Source organism: Massilia cavernae (genome assembly GCF_003590855.1).
GTDB lineage: Bacteria > Pseudomonadota > Gammaproteobacteria > Burkholderiales > Burkholderiaceae_D > Telluria_A > Telluria_A cavernae.
In genome coordinates this window covers 1-15,888 of the sequence record NZ_QYUP01000132.1, presented here as the reverse complement: position 1 = coordinate 15,888, position 15,888 = coordinate 1, and the positions used below count along the sequence as shown (strand labels likewise).

The following is a 15,888-nucleotide window of genomic DNA, read 5'->3' as shown; positions in this document are numbered from 1 at the left end:
GAAGGCCTGGGCAAGGCCCTCGATGCGATGCACGCCAAATATCCGCGGCAACCGATCGGTGTCAGCGAGTACGGCGCCGGCGCCGCGCTGACCCACCAGACCGACAATCCGCTCGGTGGCCTGGTTGCCAGCTTCGACACCAGCGGCAAGACACGGACGCTGTACCAGCCGGAAGGCTATGCCAATTACGCCCATGAGCAGAACTACGCGGTGATGGCGGCCCGCCCGTATGTGTGGGGCACCTACATCTGGAACATGTTCGATTTCGGTTCCGGCATTCGGCATGAGGGCGATATCGGGGGCACCAACACCAAGGGGCTGGTGAGCTTCGACCGCAAGACGCGCAAGGACCCGTTCTTCTTCTACAAGGCCAACTGGAGCCGCGAACCGGTCACCTACATCACCGGCCGGCGCTATACCGAGCGTGCTTATCCTGTCGCCGATATCACGGTCTACAGCAACGCCGATTCGGTCAGGCTCTCGGTCAATGGCCAGCAGGTCGGCAGCATGACAGCCGGCCAGTGCGTGCTCAAGACCTGCGTGTTTCCGAACGTTGCCCTGAAGGAGGGCGCCAACAGGATCGTGGCCGAAGGCGCGCATGCCGGAACGAATAGCAGCGACAGCGTCAGCTGGAACCTGAGCGCGGACAATGCGGCCAACGTCTACATCGCGGCAGGCCAGGTGGCGACCGGCTTCATCTCGTCAGCCGGGCATCGCTATGGTTCGGATAATTTCTTCAGCGGCGGCCTGGGTTATCCGCTGACCGAGGACGGGCTGGGCAGCCTGACCGGCAAGGCCATGTTCAAGACCGCGGTGGCGAACGTGTCCGATGCGGCCGACAAGATGCAGTGGGCCACGGTCCGCCTGGGCGCCTTCGGCTATGACATTCCAGTCGCAAACGGCAGCTACCAGGTCACGCTCGGCTTCCTCGAGCCGTCTACCAAGGCCGCTGTCGGCAGCCGGGTGTTCAACGTCGACGCCAACGGTGTGAACCAGATCGCCAACCTGGATATCATGCAGGCGGCCGGTGCGCACAGTACGGCGGTCACGCGCAGCTTCAAGGTCGCGGTGACCGACGGCCGGCTGAAGCTGGACTTCAAACCGTCGGTCGGCGAGGCGGTGGTCTCGAACCTTACAGTCGTCAGGCAGTAAGGCGGCCTTTTCAACGTCGCTCCCGCCTGGCAGGAGCGACGTGCTGGCGGCGCTTCAGGATTGGCTACGTCTGCCCTGTCTGACCCTCTGCCACAAATGCCGGGAGTGGAATAGTGTCGCTGACGTCGGAAGGCGAGCGATGCCGCAATTCGCCTGTTAGAATAACGCCAATGAATCGATCGCTTTTTTCGGCCCCGGCGCCAGCTGGTAACGGCATGTCACCTGCGCTCGCCATTTCCCCCAGCGGTCGTTTTCATCTGGATCTGCTATCGACTGTGCATGCTGCCGTTGCGCCAGCAGTACTGACGCGCATCCGGCATGCCTTCGAACGCAATGCCTTGGGCGGGCTGCTGCACCTGGGCGCCAGCGAACTGGCCATTGCCTTGCCGCCGTCGCTCGCTTTCGGACGCGAGCTGGCGCACCTGTTCATGACGCGCCTGTGCGCGGTGCCGGACCTGGCCCGCCAATGGGAAAGCCTGGCCCTGCCCGCGCCGCAAGCCGAACTGGCGCAATTGCTGGCCGGACTGCCGCCGATGGTCGGCGCGGAATACCTGGACATGGCGCGCCTGGAAACGCTGTGGGCTGATCTGTTGCTCGAAGCTCGTGCCCAAATCGCACAGGACGATGGCGACGTGCAGGCATGGCTGGCGCACAAGCACCCAAGCTGGAATCTGCTGGGGCGCGTCTGCTTTCATCTGGCCGAGAACAAGGCCAATCCCGAAGCGCCATTCGCTTTTTTGGCCACCTACGGCGCCACGGTGTCGCAGCAGGCCAAGGTGCAGCATGTGCCGCTCGGGCGCGCGCTGCAGGAATACGCGGGCAGCGAGAATCGCGACGCCTTGTTGCGCCTGTTGATGCAGGTGCATAAGGCGTCCGAGAAGTGTCCATGGCTCGCTGCACTGGTGGCGTCGGGCGCGATTTTTCACGCGCGCGCCTGGTCGCCCCAGGATGCCCATCAGTTCCTGCAGAATATCCCCCTGTTTGAAGCCAGCGGCATCGTGGTGCGCATCCCCGACTGGTGGAAGCCGGGCCAGCCTTCGCGCCCGCAAGTGCAGGTCAATATCGGCCAGCGCGCGGCGGGTTTGGGGCTGGACGCGCTGCTCGATTTCGATATCGCCTTTTCGCTCGGCGACGAGGTGCTGACCGAAGCGGAGTGGGCCGAACTGATGGCGGCCGGCTCCGGCCTGGTGCGCCTCAAGGGGCGCTGGGTCGAAGTCGACCAGGCGCAGCTCGATACCGTGCTGGCGCATTGGAACATGGTGCAGCGCCGCGCCGGCGAGGGCATCTCTTTCCTCGAGGGGATGCGCCTGCTCGCTGGCGTCAGCGTCGACGCCAAAGGCGCGCCGGCATTGGCCGCGGCAAGCAGCGACTGGTCCCGGGTGGTGGCGGGCGACTGGCTCAAGGCCGTGCTCCATGACTTGCGCAATCCCGCGCATGGCGACGATGCGGTGCTGCCGGGGCCGGAACTGAAGGCGCAACTGCGCCCTTACCAGCAAGATGGCGTGCGCTGGCTGCATTTGCTCAATTGTCTCGGTTTGGGCGGTTGCCTGGCCGACGACATGGGGCTGGGCAAGACGGTACAGGTACTCGCCTTGCTGTTGATAGCCAAGCGCGGCGCCGATCCAGGGCCGCATTTGTTGGTATTGCCGGCATCCCTGATCGGTAACTGGCAAGCCGAAATGGCGCGTTTCGCGCCCGGCCTGAGCATGCTGGTGGCGCATCCGTCAGCCATGCCGACCAGGCGCCTGGCGGCGTTGCCTGCCGCACACTTCGGCCAGGTCGACGTGGTGCTCACCACCTACGGCACCCTGATGCGCGTGCCGGCGCTGCGCGAGACGCACTGGTCCATCGTGGTGCTCGATGAAGCACAGGCGATCAAGAATCCGGGCGCGCAGCAAACCCGCTCGGTCAAGAGTCTGCATAGCCGGGTGCGCTTCGCGCTCACCGGAACGCCAGTCGAAAACAGCCTGGGCGACCTGTGGTCGCTGTTCGATTTTATTTGCCCGGGTTTGCTCGGCAGCGCCAAGGCGTTCGCCGGCTTCGTCAAACGCCTGGAGCAGGGCGACGGCGCCGCTTATGCGCCCTTGCGCAAGCTGGTCCAACCGTATATTTTGCGGCGCCTTAAAAGCGACAAACGCATCATCGGGGACCTGCCGGACAAGACCGAGATCAAGGCCTACTGTGCGTTGTCGCGCTTGCAGGTCAGCCTGTACCAGGCGGCGGTACAAGCTTTGCAGCAACAGCTGGCCAGCCTGGATGGCATTGCCCGGCGCGGCGCCGTGCTGGCCTTCCTGATGCGGTTCAAGCAAATCTGCAACCATCCGGCGCAGTGGTCGGGCGATGGCCAGTATGCGCCCGAGGATAGCGGCAAATTCGCGCGCCTGCGCGAGCTTGCCGAGGAAATCGCGGCGCGCCAGGAAAAGGTGCTGGTGTTTACCCAGTTTCAGGAAATGACAGCGCCGCTGCACGATTTCTTGCAAACGGTATTCAAGCGCCCCGGCCTGGTGTTGCACGGCGGGACAGCGATCCGGGCGCGCAAGGGATTGGTCGAGCAGTTTCAGGACGAATCCGGGCCGCCGTTCTTTGTGCTGTCGATCAAGGCCGGCGGAACCGGCCTGAACCTGACGGCGGCGGCGCATGTGATCCATTTTGACCGTTGGTGGAACCCGGCCGTTGAAAATCAGGCCAGCGACCGAGCATACCGGATCGGTCAAAAGAAGAACGTGCTGGTACACAAATTCATTTGCCGCGGCACCGTCGAGGAAAAAATCGACGCCCTGATTGAAGCGAAACAAAACCTGTCGAATGACATGCTGGAAGGCGGCGCCGAGGCCAGCCTGACCGAAATGAGCAATGATGAACTTATTCGGATGGTATCGCTCGATATCAATAGCGCATCCATCGAATAATTCCGCGGAGAGTGGCATGGGTAGAAATGATGATGGCCGCTGGGCCCCTTACGTATCGGTCGCGCAAAGGCGCGCCGAGGCGGCGAAGGCGGTCAAGGCCTTGAAAAAGAAGGGGCGCGACTGCCTGCCCGTGGTCGTCGACGCGCGCACCATCGCGCACACCTTTTGGGGCAAGAAATGGTGCGACAACCTGGAGCAGTACAGCGATTACGAGAACCGTCTTCCGCGCGGACGCACCTACGTGCGCAACGGCTCGGTCGTCGATCTGCAGATTGGCCCGGAAAGCATCACCGCCCTGGTGGCGGGCTCGCGCGTTTATCAGGTGAGCGTCACCGTGCGCCCGCTGGAGCCAGCCCTGTGGCAAACGATACTGGCGCGTTGCGCCGGTCAGGTTGGGTCGCTGGTCGATCTGCTGCAGGGGCGCTTGCCGGCTGCCGTGATGGAAGTGGTCGCGCAAGCTGGCAGCGGTCTGTTTCCCGCACCTCGGCAAATCCGCTTCAGCTGCAGCTGCCCCGACGGCGCAGGCATGTGCAAGCATATTGCCGCGGCCTTGTATGGCGTGGGCAACCGGCTGGATCTTCAGCCGGAATTGCTGTTCCTGCTACGCAATATCGACCCCGCCGAGCTGATCCAGGGCGCCGTCCATGGCTCGCTGGTCCAGGCTGAGACCGATTCGGGCCAGAATCTGGGCGATGCTGACTTGTCAGCCTTGTTCGGGATTGATCTCGATGTGGCGGCTGTGACCATCGCGCGCGATGCTGTCTCGGCGCCGGTCACGACCATCAGCGCCGGCGAGCTCACGGCGCGCGGCGTTCCGGTCCACATGCGGCAATGCTGGCTCAAATCCGGCGTGTTGCTGGCGAGCGGACAGCGTGCTGTGTATGGACTCGCTGACCATTCCGAGAAGGCGATTGCAGACTATCTGGCGCGGCGCGCACGCTAACGGTCCCAAGCGCCGGAGGCCGGCGCTAGTGTACTGGGTTGGAAGGCTTTTCGCAGAACGGATGAGCATGTCACGCGATACGCTAAATCGTCTTGAGAGGTTCGTTGACCGCCTGGTGCGCCTTCCATCGCGTGAGCACTTTGCCGTAAAATGATGGCCGAAATGGACTTTCTGAATCAATACTTCCGCATGAAGAACACATTTACGCCCATTGCGATGAGCGCCTACCTTGAAAAGTACTTGCAGTCGAATCCAGGCATGAAGCGCGCCCAAGCGCAGTCTCGGCTGGAAGACGCCATCGCTGCGCATCGCAAGGGAATGCGCTGCGCATGCGGCGCGGCGATCTGGGTCATCGGTTCAGCCGAGGTCGGCTTGGGCTGTTTCAGCTGCATTACCGGCGCCGCCAGTCCTGGCGGCGACTACGAAATCGCAGGCATCGATTAAACAACGGTGTCGCCCGCTTCGGGCATGCGCAGCGGTCGCCTGCACTGGCAGGTGCTCGAGCCGCCCGACCAGGTGGCGCCATGAGCCGGAGGCATCCGCGCCGTAAGCATGGACGGCGGCAGGGGGCTGGAGTAAGCACTAAGACGGCCCTTGCTGCGCAACTGTCACGCCAGCTGCCAATAATGGCAACATTTTTCTGACATCGCCGTGCAAGGAAGTGAGCGTTTCTTCAAAGGCGTACTGCGGCATTTCTGCCCGCACCAGTGCCGCAACGGCCTTTCCTTGTGCAAGATCCCGTCGCTTCTTGACGGGTTCGCGCGTTGTCAGCGTCGATAGCCACGCTTTATGAAGTGCAAATACCCTCGGATCCGGCACCTTGATCGGCACGGGCCATCCATCTTCGTCGATAGCGACGGTGTCCAGTTTCGGCGCATTGAGCAACCACTGCAAGCCTGGCACTTGCGCAGCAACCAGGTCCGATGCGCTGAATGTGACCGGTTTGGCATGCTGCATGGCGAGCGGTGCAATGACCAGGTCCACCATGAACTGGCCTGCATTGGCCGCACGATAGCCGTCTTGTCGCACGCACTCGAACGTTTTGTCTGCCTTCTTGAGTAGACCAAGCAGACCATTTCCATCGAGTTTTTCAGACGCGAGCGTAATTTTATGTCGTGCGTCATAGAGCAAATCGACGTCGCCCGATGCAAGCAATTCCAGCAGAAAGTGTGACGCGCCTGCCGATTCGTAGGCATACATCGCCTGTGTGCCAATCACGGTGAAATCAGCGTGAAGACCAGCTTCGTCAAGTTCACGCAGTACGCGCGCGACAATGCGGGGAACGCGCCCAAGACGCAAGGCCTTGTTCAGGCGGGCTTGCTCCCCGAGCTGCTCAGTGATCTGGCGCAATCGATCTTGCGCTGTGGCGCGTCCTTGCGTGAATGCTTCAAGGAGCTTTTCTGTTTCCGGCGATCGGCGACCAAGCGACTTACCATTTCCGTGGCGATCTTTATCCCTGAAAAGGTATTCGGTCTTGCGCACGGTCTTCCAGCGCATGCCATAGGTATAGGGGCGCGCCTGACGTTGCGCATTTCGGTAGTTGTCAAACAGTTGCTCAGTATTGACAAGGTGAAGGCGCTGCTGGTTCGACAGAAGCTTCATTGTTGTTTCCGGCGGAAAGTATATTTTTAATATTTTGCCGGAAACAGATGGTGAATGCAATTGAACTCGACGTCCAACTGTTTCCGGCAAATCGGCTGCGGTTCTATATTCGCCGGAAACAGTTGCCAGGCTGGACCACCACAAGGGATAGACGATTACCGGTTTCCGGACATACCGGTGGAGGTGAAGGAAAAGCGGTGTAGAAGGAAGTTTTCGCTTAAGTGTTTGATTTCAAAGGTAGCTTAACGGCCTGCAAAGCCGTTTAGACGGGTTCGATTCAATGCGTGGGCTATTATTTTTTTATGTGTGCCCGGTATGGCACGCACTCCTCCGCCAATCTCCTTGCCGACAGGCCCAACGTTCTGCCAGTGACGCACCTCCGCGGCGATGGCGGCGAACCTGCGTCCGCGAGGAAGTCCTTGGCTTATCATCTGACATCGTATGACGTTAATGCAGAATTCTCAAGCATTCTCGTGAATAGTTTGATGTTTTCACCATCAAAATAAAATTTCTGGGGCAGATTGCTATTTCTAATAACGGTCACTATACTTTGCTAAAGTTGTAGGATGACCGATGACTAGAGTGCCTAGGCGTCGATCTGCCACACCGAATAATCATAATCATAATGAAGAGACAAAGATGAACCAGCAAGCGGTTGGAAAGTACCGGTGGACAGTGTGCGCCATGTTGTTCTTCGCCACGACGGTCAACTATCTGGACCGGCAGGTGCTCAGCCTGCTCGCGCCCGACCTGTCCAAGGAGTTTGGATGGACCAATAGCGACTACGCGAACATCACCGCGGTGTTCCAGTTCGTGTATGCCATCGCGATGCTGTTCGCCGGCCGCGTAGTCGACCGGCTCGGCACCAAGCAGGCCTTCATGCTCGCCGTCACGGTGTGGTCGCTCGGCGCGATCATGCATGCCTTCTCGATCCCGGTGGGCGCCGGCATGGCAGCTACCCTGGGTGCGGTGGGCATCGCGGCGGTGCCAGTGTCGGTAGCCGGCTTCATGCTGTCGCGCGCCGTGCTGGCGATCGGCGAGGCAGGCAACTTCCCGGCCGCGATCAAGGCGACGGCCGAGTATTTCCCCAAGCGCGAGCGCTCGTTCGCGACCGGCATCTTCAATTCCGGCGCGAATATCGGCGCGGTGCTGGCGCCGATCAGCGTGCCGTGGATTGCCGCGCAGTGGGGCTGGCAGGCTGCGTTCATCGTGATTGGCGCGATTGGCTTCATCTGGATGGGCCTGTGGCAGGTGCTGTATGAAAAGCCGGAGCAGCAGAAGCGCCTCGGCAGCGCCGAACTGGCATACATTAATAGCGACGTCGCCGCCGCGCCTGCAGCGGGCGAGCAGCTTACCACCGGCCAGGAGCAGACCATCACGTGGTTCCAACTGCTGGCGTATCGCCAGACCTGGGCATTCGCCTTCGGCAAATTCATGACCGATGGCGTGTGGTGGTTCTTCCTGTTCTGGCTGCCGAAATACCTGTCCGCCCAATATGGCATGGAAAAGACCGCCATCATGGCGCCGCTCGCGGTCCTGTACAGCATGACGATGGTCGGTAGTATCGGCGGCGGCTGGCTGCCGACCTGGTTCATCAACAAGGGCTACACGCCGTACGACGGCCGCATGAAAGCGATGCTGCTGATCGCCCTGTGCCCGCTGGTGGTCTTGCTGGCGCAGCCGCTTGGCTATATCAGCGTGTGGGTGCCGGTGGTGCTGATCGGAATCGGCGCGTCGGCGCACCAGGCCTGGTCGTGCAACCTGTTCACCACCGTGTCCGACATGTTCCCCAAGACGTCGGTGGCGTCGGTAGTGGGCATCGGCGGCATGGCCGGCGGGCTGGGCGGCGTGTTGATGTCGAAAACCGGCGGCTGGGTGTTCGACTATTTCGGCGCCATGGGCAAGATCCACACCGGCTACACCATCATGTTCGCGGTGTGCGCGGTGGCCTACCTGCTGGCGTGGTGCGTGATGAAGGTCCTGGTGCCGACCCATTCCGAGATCGAAGCGCCGCGGCCGAAGTTCGGCATGCCTGCCGCCGCCAAGTAGCACCTTCAGCGAAGTAGTCGAAGGCCGTTCAGATCAGACTAACCCTATTTGAAAGTAAGCGATGTCAAAACCATTCAAACGCATATTGCTGACCGGTGCCGCGGGCGGCCTGGGCAAGGTGCTGCGCGACCGTATCAAACCGTGGGCCGACGTGGTGCGCCTGTCGGACCTGGCCGACCTGGGCGAAGCGCGCGAGGGCGAGGAAATCGTCCAGTGCGACCTCGCCGACAAGGCCGCCGTGATGAAAATGATGGAGGGCGTCGACGCGGTGCTGCATTTCGGCGGCATCTCGGTCGAAGCGCCGTTCGACGCGATCCTGTCGGCCAATATCGTCGGCACCGCCAACCTGTACGAGGCGGTGCACAAGCATGGCGTGCGGCGCGTGGTGTTCGCCAGTTCGAACCACGCGATCGGCTTCTACAAGCAGACCGAGGTCATCGACGCGGACGATCCGGTGCGCCCGGACACGATGTATGGCGTGTCCAAGTGCTTTGGCGAAAACCTGTCGCGCTACTACTTCGACCGCTTCGGCATCGAGACGGTGTGCATCCGGATCGGTTCCTCGTTCCCGGAACCGCAGTCGGCGCGCATGCTGGTCACTTACTTCAGTTACGACGACCTGGTCGAATCGCTGCGCTGCTCGCTCATGACGGCGAAGGTCGGCCACACCATCCTGTTCGGCATGTCGGATAACCCTGCCAAATGGTGGGACAACCGCAAGGCCGGGCACCTCGGTTTCGTGGCAAAGGACAGCTCCACCAAGTTCAACGGCATGTTTCCTCCGTCCGGCAACTACCCGGCCGCGGACGACGTCGGCGCCACATACCAGGGTGGCCCGTTTATCCTGAATGGACCTCAGTTCGGCTAAGGACGAACATGGATCCTGTCACCGTCTTCCCGCGAGGCCCGAGGCCATCGAGCGTGCGGCGCGTCAGGAATTTGCGCGCGTTGGTCGAAGAGTTCGGAGAGCGCGATATTGGCTGTGCTGCGGCCGCCATGCTCCTCAACTGTTCCCTGACCGCGGCTCGCAACTACATTCTCGAATTGCTCGACGCGGGCGTGGTTGCGTCGCATCCGGTCAGGCAGGACGCCGGATGCCTCGACCGGACGCTTTACCAACTCAGTGCCGACCGGCCGCTGGTGCAGCGCTTCCTCGCGACGCTCGCGGACACCGATCGCGCCGATTTTCCCTTCGGCGCGCCCAATCCACCTGCGCGCCGCGATCCCCTGGTGACCGCCTTGTTCGGCGCGCCAGGCCGGCGTGCCGATCAGCGTGAGCCGGCCGCGCACGCCTAGCAATTCCGCCGTCCAGTAACAGGCGCAGTGCTGGACTGGACTGGACTGGCAGCGATTTCAGGCTGATATTCCTCGCGGCCGGTCTTTTCGCACTGCTTGGGACAGTGTTGTGGATTGCAGCGCTGCGCGCAAGGCATGCGGAGCCTTAGTCAAATGAACTGACCCCGCTTCATACGCCAGCAACGGAAAAACGCGCCAGGATGGACGCATTCACGCGAGCCCAGTCGTGCGGACCATATGCGTGGTCGCCGAGCGCAGCCCCGATAAAGGCGACTGATAAGGCTTGGGTGGCCATTTTCACTCGTGCGTTGAGCGCAGCGCCCCCTACGCCAGCACGATCGGTAAACATGCTATGTGATCCACCTTGGTAAACAGCAAGCCACTTGCGCGCGCTGCCAGTGGCGTCGAACACCGCAACCCGGTCCCCGGCACCACTGTAGTAACCAGGGATAAGAATGATGTCGTCGGTGCAGCTTACGTGCAGGCTCGGCACGGTTACCGACTGCAGGATCTTCCGCGGTTCCGCCTCGCCATAAAATGGTGGAGCTGAAATGACGATGGCCGCCCGGATCCGGTCGTCACGCAATTGAATGATGCTGCCTTCGCGTTCGATCCGTGCGCCACTGGATTAGCGCCATAACTGTGGCCGGCGGCGATAATACGGTTGACGTCGATATGTCGACCGAGCTCGCTGGTTAATAGTGTGTCGAGTGTGAAGCGCAGGTCCTTCGCGCGGGCAATGGCTTCACTTTCCTGCGCAGCATTTCGCAGGCGTCCGAAGATATTGAAGATGTTGCCACTTCGTAGATGTACGTCACTGCCCACGTGTTGCATATGCAGGCTTGCAATCCCTTGATGCGCAAAGTAGCGGCCAAGCCAGCTGTACCCGTTTCGCGAGCCTCCGATACCGTGCGAGAACACCACAAGCGGCATTGGTCGTCGATTCTTCGGAAGGTACAGTCGCACAGGCACTGGGCGTTGACGTTGTGCGTCAGCCCAGTCCAGATCCAGCGTGTCAAAAGAGGGCGTGGTGGCGCTCGCGGCGCTTGGCAATGCACTGGCAAGCGCCAATGCAGAGCCGAAGCGACAAAAAGTACGGCGTTGCCTGTTCATGATTCAGAAGCAACGTTCGGTTGGCGGGCGCCGGCGCAATGAGGCTTGCACAATCGCAGGTGGCGAATAAGCTGATCCTTCCAGCGGGGCCACGTCGACGCCCGGAGGAACGATCGCGTCAATGCGATCGAGCATGTCGTCACTCACCATCGCCTGGGTGCCCGCGAGCAGGTCGTCAAGCTGCGCCATCGTTCGCGGCCCGATAATGGCCGAGGCAATCGCCGGATGTGCCACCACGAAGGCGAGCGCCATGTGCGTCAGCGAGAGCCCGGCCTCCTGCGCCAGGGGAATGAGCATGTCGATCCGATCCAGACTGGCCTCGTCAGACATCAACTTGGGAAAATATTTGGCACGCAGCGAATCGGGTTGCTCCTGCCCCCTGCGGTACTTGCCGGTCAGGAGTCCTTTTGCGAGTGGACTCCAGGCCGTGACGCCCATGCCGTAACGCTGGCAGGCTGGCAGTATCTCCCTTTCGATCTGCCGGTTGAGGATGGAATAGGGCTGTTGCTCGATGCGAAAGCGCGCAAGCCCGCGCCGCTCGGCTACCCATTGCGCTTCAACGATGTCGGCAGCAGGAAACGTCGACGTCCCGATTGCGCGGATTTTGCCTGCCCGCATCAGGTCGGTCAGGACCGAGAGGCTTTCTTCGATGTCGGTGTCCGGCGCCGGCCGATGGAGCTGGTACAGGTCGAGATAATCCGTCTGTAGCCGGCGCAGGGAGTCTTCCACGGCACGGGTGATCCAGCTTCGCGAACCACCGCGCCTGTTGGGATCGTCGCCCATGGGGTGGAAAACCTTCGTTCCGATGACGACGCTATCGCGTCGCCCCTTCAGCGCCTTGCCGACGATCTCCTCCGATTCGCCATGACTGTAGGCGTCGGCAGTGTCGATGTAGTTGATGCCGGCATCCAGCGACTTGTGGATCATCCGGATGCACTCGTCGTGATCCGGATTTCCACCCTTCCCAAACATCATCGAGCCAAGGCAATATGCGCTGACTTTGATACCGGTACGGCCCAGGGAGCGATAGTTCATGATTTCTGATCTCCTCAAAAATTGATGGCGTTCCGATCAATGCGATATACACTATGCGGAACGAAGTTCCACTTTACCGGAACAGTGTTCCGCTTCGCAAGCGTTTTTTTCATGGAGTTGATTTGAGCAAACCAGACAAGGCAGGGGAAAGCAAAGACGGGCCAGTACGGGCTGACGCACGGCGCAACGTGGAGGCTGTGCTCCAGGCTGCAATGACGGTGTTCGATGAGCTTGGGGTAGACGCACCGGTGCGCGAAATCGCGCAAAAGGCCGGCGTTGGGATCGGGACCATCTACCGGCACTTTCCGCAGCGATCGGATCTCATCGTGGCAATCGTCCAGAAGGAAGTCGACGCGTGCGCCGATGCATCCGTCATGCTCGCAGGTACGTTGCCGCCCGCAGAAGCGCTTGCTCAATGGATGCAGCGCCTGGTCGAACTGATCGCGACCAAGCGGGGATTGGCAGCCGCGCTTCACTCGGGCGCATCGGCTTACCAGGCACTGCCGGATTATTTCCTGAAGCGGCTGACTCCGGCGTTGCAAATGCTGCTCGAAGCTGCAGTCTCCGCCGGGGTAATTCGCGGCGATATCGATGCCAGCGAACTGTTGATGGCCAGCACGCGGCTTGCAATGCCGGCAGCCGAAGGCGATATGGCGCAGGCACGTCGAATGGTTTCCTTGCTTGTGGACGGCCTGCGCTTTGGCGCCACGATAAGCGACGGGACAATGAAGTGACACAAACAGTGATGCTGATAGCGAAATTCGCCGCCATCGGCTTTTTCATGGCGCTTGTGCCGCATCTGGCGCACGCTGAACCCGCAGTCGTGGTGACGGACCATGTCCGGGCAGAGCTGGTCGCGCAAGCGCCGGAAGGCATCTCGCCAGGAAAGCCGCTTTGGCTTGGGTTGGCGATCACCCACCAGCCCCATTGGCATACCTACTGGAAAAATCCCGGTGACTCCGGGCTGCCAACAACTTTGAACTGGGTGCTCCCAACCGGGTTCGTGGCGGGAGACATCGTCTGGCCGACACCGCGGCGCCTGCCGCTCGGTCCGCTGGTGAACTACGGCTACGAGGGGCAAGTGCTGCTGCCGGTATCGGTGGCCGTGCCAGCGGACTTCGCCGGTTCTACATTAACGGTCCGGCTGCACGCCGAATGGCTGGTGTGCAAAGAGATCTGCCTCCCCGAATCAGGCGATTTTCACATTGAGATATCGGCCCGTTCGCCGACTACGTCGCACCGGGAGCTCTTCGATGCAGCACGCGTTGCCACGCCGCGCGCTGTGCCAGGCGCCAGCGCGAGCGGACGGGTCGTCGGTGCGGCGCTTGCGATTGAGGTTCATGGTTTGCCCGCGCCTGCGCAGGGGCAAGCGCTGCAGTTCATGGCGGAAGACGCGGGCGTGATCGATCATGCCGGGCAAGTTGAACAACGTTGGGCGGGTACCACGTTGCGCCTGCGCGTTCCGTTGTCGCTGCAGCGCAGTGAAAGCCCGGATGCATTGAAAGTGGTCCTGTCTGCCCCGAATCAATCCGCTGGCTGGATGCTGACGATTCCGATAGTGGGCGGCTGGTCTGCTGGTGCTGCCGCTAGCGCCGTAGCAGTGGCCGACGTGAGCGCAGCGACCGCGCCGGCATTCATGCTGGCGCTGCTGTTCGCGCTCGCCGGCGGCGCCATGCTTAACCTGATGCCCTGCGTGTTCCCGGTCCTGTCGTTGAAAATTTTCGGTTTCGCCCAACGCGGCGGTGACCGCCGCCGGGCAATCGCGGGTGGCCTGGCCTATACCGCTGGTGTCGTCTTTTCCTTCATTGCACTGGCTTGCCTGCTGCTTGTCCTTCGTGCCGGCGGCGAGCAACTGGGATGGGGTTTTCAGCTCCAGTCACCAGTCTTTGTCTCGGTGCTCGCCGCGCTGTTCACGCTGATCGGTTTGAACCTTGCTGGGGTGTTCGAGTTCGGGACGCTGCTGCCTGGCACGGTGGCAGGCTATCGAGCCAAGAACCCGCTGGTAGACGATGCGCTCAGCGGTGCCCTTGCGGTCGCGATCGCTTCGCCTTGCACGGCTCCCTTCATGGGGGCTGCGCTGGGCGCGGCGCTGACTGAATCCGTGCCAAGGGCAATGGCGATCTTTGCGGCGCTGGGGCTGGGCATGGCCGCTCCCTATCTGGCTGCGACCCTCTGGCCGGGCTTTGCTCGCCTGTTGCCCCGGCCCGGTCCGTGGATGCTGCGTTTCAAGGTGATCATGGCTTTCCCGATGTTCGCCACCGTGGTCTGGCTGCTCTGGGTGCTGGGGCAGCAGACGGGTGTCGACGCAATGGCGGGCATGGCGGGCGCGCTGATCGCGCTTGCCTTTGCATGCTGGACGATCGGCACTCCAGTGCATTCACGCAGGGCGCGCGTGCTGCTGGCCGGGTCGGGTTTGTTCATGCTGGCATTGGCAACCGCGCTGGTGTGGCCTGCGCTGCGCTCAGAAACGGCAGCGTCGGGTCAGGCGCAAACGCAAGGCGCCGGGCAGTGGGCGCCGTGGTCGGTGGCGGCGGTGGAGCAAGCTCGTACCGCCGGAAAGCCGGTGTTCGTAGATTTCACGGCAGCCTGGTGTATAACCTGTCAATTCAACAAGCGCACCACATTGGCTGATGCCGGGTTGCTGGCGGAATTCGAAACCCGGCAGGTCGTACTGTTGCGCGCCGACTGGACCCGGCGGGATCCGGCCATTACACAGCAACTAGCGCTGCTCGGGCGCAGCGGCGTGCCGGTTTATGCGATCTACGGTACGAAAACCGACTCGCCACAAGTGCTGTCCGAGTTGCTGACAGTGGAGGAAGTCCGGTCGGCGTTGGGCAATCTTTGACGTGATTCTTGAATGTAATTAAACCAGATGAGGAGATTGAAATGAAGAAGATGACGATGGCAGCAGTACTGATCGCCGGCTTGACGGGTGCCGGCCTCGCCGCAGCTCAGGCGATTGTGGGGCAGGCAGCTCCGGCCTTCTCTGGTATCGATACTGCTGGAAAAACGGTGTCACTGGCCAGCTTCAAGGGCAAGTACGTTGTACTGGAATGGGTGAATCCCGATTGCCCATTCAGCCAGAAGCACTACAACAGCGGCAACATGCAGGCCACGCAGAAGCATGCAGCCGCCAAGGACGTCGCATGGCTGTCTGTGAACACGACGGGCATCGCGCAGAGCGACCCGAAAGATGTCGCGGCGCTGGCGGCCTGGGCGAAAGCGAAAGGTGCGGCCGCCACGGCGATCCTGGTCGATGAAGGCAAGATCGCTCGCGCCTATAGCGCGCGCACAACCCCGCATATGTTCCTGATCGATCCTGCCGGAAAGCTGGTGTATGCCGGCGCGATCGACAGCAAGGCGAGTTCCAATCCAGCCGATATCGCCGGTGCCACCAATTACGTCATCCAGGCGATCGATGAAACTGTCGCCGGCAAACCGGTCAGCAAATCAGTCACCAAGCCTTACGGCTGCTCCGTGAAATACGGCGCGGCGGGCTAGACAACGGTTCCCCTGGCTTCCTGGCACCGGTCGGCTTAGGCGGCCCGGTGCCCAATCGCGATAAAGCCGGCGCCGGCGAGCGCCAGGCCCACGCCAAGATAGTCATTCCACTCGGGCGTTACACCGTCAACGAAATACAGCCATCCCAAGGCCGTGGCAATGTAGATGGCGCCATAGGTGGCGTAAACACGGCCACTGGCGGCAGGGTGCAGCGTCAGCAACCACACAAATGCGATCAAACTCAACGCCGCCGGCAGCAAGAGCCAGGGCGACCCTTTGCCCGTCCAC

The 15,888-nt window shown here is 61.6% G+C and carries 15 protein-coding genes; 10 read left to right on the top strand and 5 right to left on the bottom strand.

Translation table 11 applies throughout. The features are described from left to right. The 4 genes from D3872_RS17755 to D3872_RS17740 form a co-directional block, all read left to right on the top strand. Positions 1 to 1,152 (top strand): malectin domain-containing carbohydrate-binding protein (locus tag D3872_RS17755; RefSeq protein WP_220476959.1); only part of this gene is annotated, 1,152 nt, incomplete at its 5' end. Positions 1,153 to 1,427: 275 nt separating this feature from the next. After that, on the top strand, positions 1,428 to 4,061 hold the full coding sequence (locus D3872_RS17750; protein WP_307719441.1) for a DEAD/DEAH box helicase: 2,634 nt from the start codon (positions 1,428 to 1,430) through the stop codon (positions 4,059 to 4,061). A gap of 16 nt (positions 4,062 to 4,077) precedes the next feature. Further along, positions 4,078 to 5,004: an SWIM zinc finger family protein gene (locus D3872_RS17745; protein WP_119812058.1), complete on the top strand. Its 927-nt coding sequence runs from the start codon at positions 4,078 to 4,080 to the stop codon at positions 5,002 to 5,004. A 150-nt stretch (positions 5,005 to 5,154) separates the two neighbouring features. Beyond that, the gene (locus D3872_RS17740) at positions 5,155 to 5,448 is read left to right on the top strand and encodes a hypothetical protein (protein WP_119812057.1); all 294 of its coding nucleotides are present in this window, start codon (positions 5,155 to 5,157) and stop codon (positions 5,446 to 5,448) included. 138 nt (positions 5,449 to 5,586) lie between these two features. Here the strand turns inward: D3872_RS17740 and D3872_RS17735 are convergent, their stop codons facing one another. Further along, the gene (locus tag D3872_RS17735) at positions 5,587 to 6,606 is read right to left on the bottom strand and encodes a GSU2403 family nucleotidyltransferase fold protein (RefSeq protein WP_119812056.1); all 1,020 of its coding nucleotides are present in this window, start codon (positions 6,604 to 6,606) and stop codon (positions 5,587 to 5,589) included. 639 nt (positions 6,607 to 7,245) lie between these two features. Between D3872_RS17735 and D3872_RS17730 the strand changes: the two genes are divergently transcribed. The 3 genes from D3872_RS17730 (at position 7,246) to D3872_RS17720 (ending at position 9,951) form a co-directional block, all read left to right on the top strand. Beyond that, positions 7,246 to 8,655 carry an MFS transporter gene (locus D3872_RS17730; RefSeq protein ID WP_119812055.1) on the top strand — a complete coding sequence of 470 codons (1,410 nt, stop codon included), beginning with the start codon at positions 7,246 to 7,248 and terminating at the stop codon, positions 8,653 to 8,655. Between the two features lie 61 nt (positions 8,656 to 8,716). Beyond that, entirely contained in the window at positions 8,717 to 9,523 is an 807-nt protein-coding gene (locus D3872_RS17725) for an NAD-dependent epimerase/dehydratase family protein (RefSeq protein ID WP_119812054.1), read from the top strand. Between the two features lie 8 nt (positions 9,524 to 9,531). Continuing rightward, on the top strand, positions 9,532 to 9,951 hold the full coding sequence (locus D3872_RS17720) for a hypothetical protein (protein WP_147373909.1): 420 nt from the start codon (positions 9,532 to 9,534) through the stop codon (positions 9,949 to 9,951). A 169-nt stretch (positions 9,952 to 10,120) separates the two neighbouring features. Here the strand turns inward: D3872_RS17720 and D3872_RS25740 are convergent, their stop codons facing one another. From D3872_RS25740 to D3872_RS17705, 3 genes are all read right to left on the bottom strand, one after another. Next, positions 10,121 to 10,537, bottom strand: coding sequence for an alpha/beta hydrolase (locus tag D3872_RS25740; protein ID WP_182915848.1), 417 nt, complete (start codon positions 10,535 to 10,537; stop codon positions 10,121 to 10,123). Further along, positions 10,447 to 10,884, bottom strand: coding sequence for an alpha/beta hydrolase family protein (locus D3872_RS27530; RefSeq protein WP_370660975.1), 438 nt, complete (start codon positions 10,882 to 10,884; stop codon positions 10,447 to 10,449). The genes D3872_RS25740 and D3872_RS27530 overlap by 91 nt, the downstream gene beginning before the upstream one ends. Positions 10,885 to 11,067: 183 nt before the next feature. After that, positions 11,068 to 12,099 (bottom strand): aldo/keto reductase, encoded by a 1,032-nt coding sequence (locus D3872_RS17705; RefSeq protein ID WP_119812050.1) that lies wholly within the window; start codon positions 12,097 to 12,099, stop codon positions 11,068 to 11,070. A 122-nt stretch (positions 12,100 to 12,221) separates the two neighbouring features. Between D3872_RS17705 and D3872_RS17700 the strand changes: the two genes are divergently transcribed. From D3872_RS17700 to D3872_RS17690, 3 genes are read left to right on the top strand one after another with little or no spacing between them, the layout of a single operon-like run. After that, on the top strand, positions 12,222 to 12,833 hold the full coding sequence (locus D3872_RS17700) for a TetR/AcrR family transcriptional regulator (RefSeq protein ID WP_229459391.1): 612 nt from the start codon (positions 12,222 to 12,224) through the stop codon (positions 12,831 to 12,833). Continuing rightward, the gene (locus D3872_RS17695; protein ID WP_229459390.1) at positions 12,830 to 14,944 is read left to right on the top strand and encodes a protein-disulfide reductase DsbD family protein; all 2,115 of its coding nucleotides are present in this window, start codon (positions 12,830 to 12,832) and stop codon (positions 14,942 to 14,944) included. Before D3872_RS17700 ends, D3872_RS17695 begins: the two co-directional genes overlap by 4 nt. Positions 14,945 to 14,985: 41 nt before the next feature. Further along, positions 14,986 to 15,600 carry a redoxin domain-containing protein gene (locus tag D3872_RS17690; RefSeq protein WP_119812048.1) on the top strand — a complete coding sequence of 205 codons (615 nt, stop codon included), beginning with the start codon at positions 14,986 to 14,988 and terminating at the stop codon, positions 15,598 to 15,600. 35 nt (positions 15,601 to 15,635) lie between these two features. Here the strand turns inward: D3872_RS17690 and D3872_RS17685 are convergent. Next, the coding region (locus tag D3872_RS17685) for a YnfA family protein (protein ID WP_147373908.1) at positions 15,636 to 15,888 on the bottom strand (253 nt) is incomplete at its 5' end.

What these genes read in the sequence shown, in the direction of transcription:
- D3872_RS17745 (WP_119812058.1), top strand. Translation starts at nt 4,078, where the DNA reads ATGGGTAGAAATGATGATGGCCGCTGGGCCCCTTACGTATCGGTCGCG.
- D3872_RS17705 (WP_119812050.1), bottom strand. Translation starts at nt 12,099, where the DNA reads ATGAACTATCGCTCCCTGGGCCGTACCGGTATCAAAGTCAGCGCATAT.
- D3872_RS17735 (WP_119812056.1), bottom strand. Translation starts at nt 6,606, where the DNA reads ATGAAGCTTCTGTCGAACCAGCAGCGCCTTCACCTTGTCAATACTGAG.
- D3872_RS17730 (WP_119812055.1), top strand. Translation starts at nt 7,246, where the DNA reads ATGAACCAGCAAGCGGTTGGAAAGTACCGGTGGACAGTGTGCGCCATG.
- D3872_RS27530 (WP_370660975.1), bottom strand. Translation starts at nt 10,884, where the DNA reads ATGCCGCTTGTGGTGTTCTCGCACGGTATCGGAGGCTCGCGAAACGGG.
- D3872_RS17690 (WP_119812048.1), top strand. Translation starts at nt 14,986, where the DNA reads ATGAAGAAGATGACGATGGCAGCAGTACTGATCGCCGGCTTGACGGGT.
- D3872_RS17725 (WP_119812054.1), top strand. Translation starts at nt 8,717, where the DNA reads ATGTCAAAACCATTCAAACGCATATTGCTGACCGGTGCCGCGGGCGGC.
- D3872_RS17720 (WP_147373909.1), top strand. Translation starts at nt 9,532, where the DNA reads ATGGATCCTGTCACCGTCTTCCCGCGAGGCCCGAGGCCATCGAGCGTG.
- D3872_RS17740 (WP_119812057.1), top strand. Translation starts at nt 5,155, where the DNA reads ATGATGGCCGAAATGGACTTTCTGAATCAATACTTCCGCATGAAGAAC.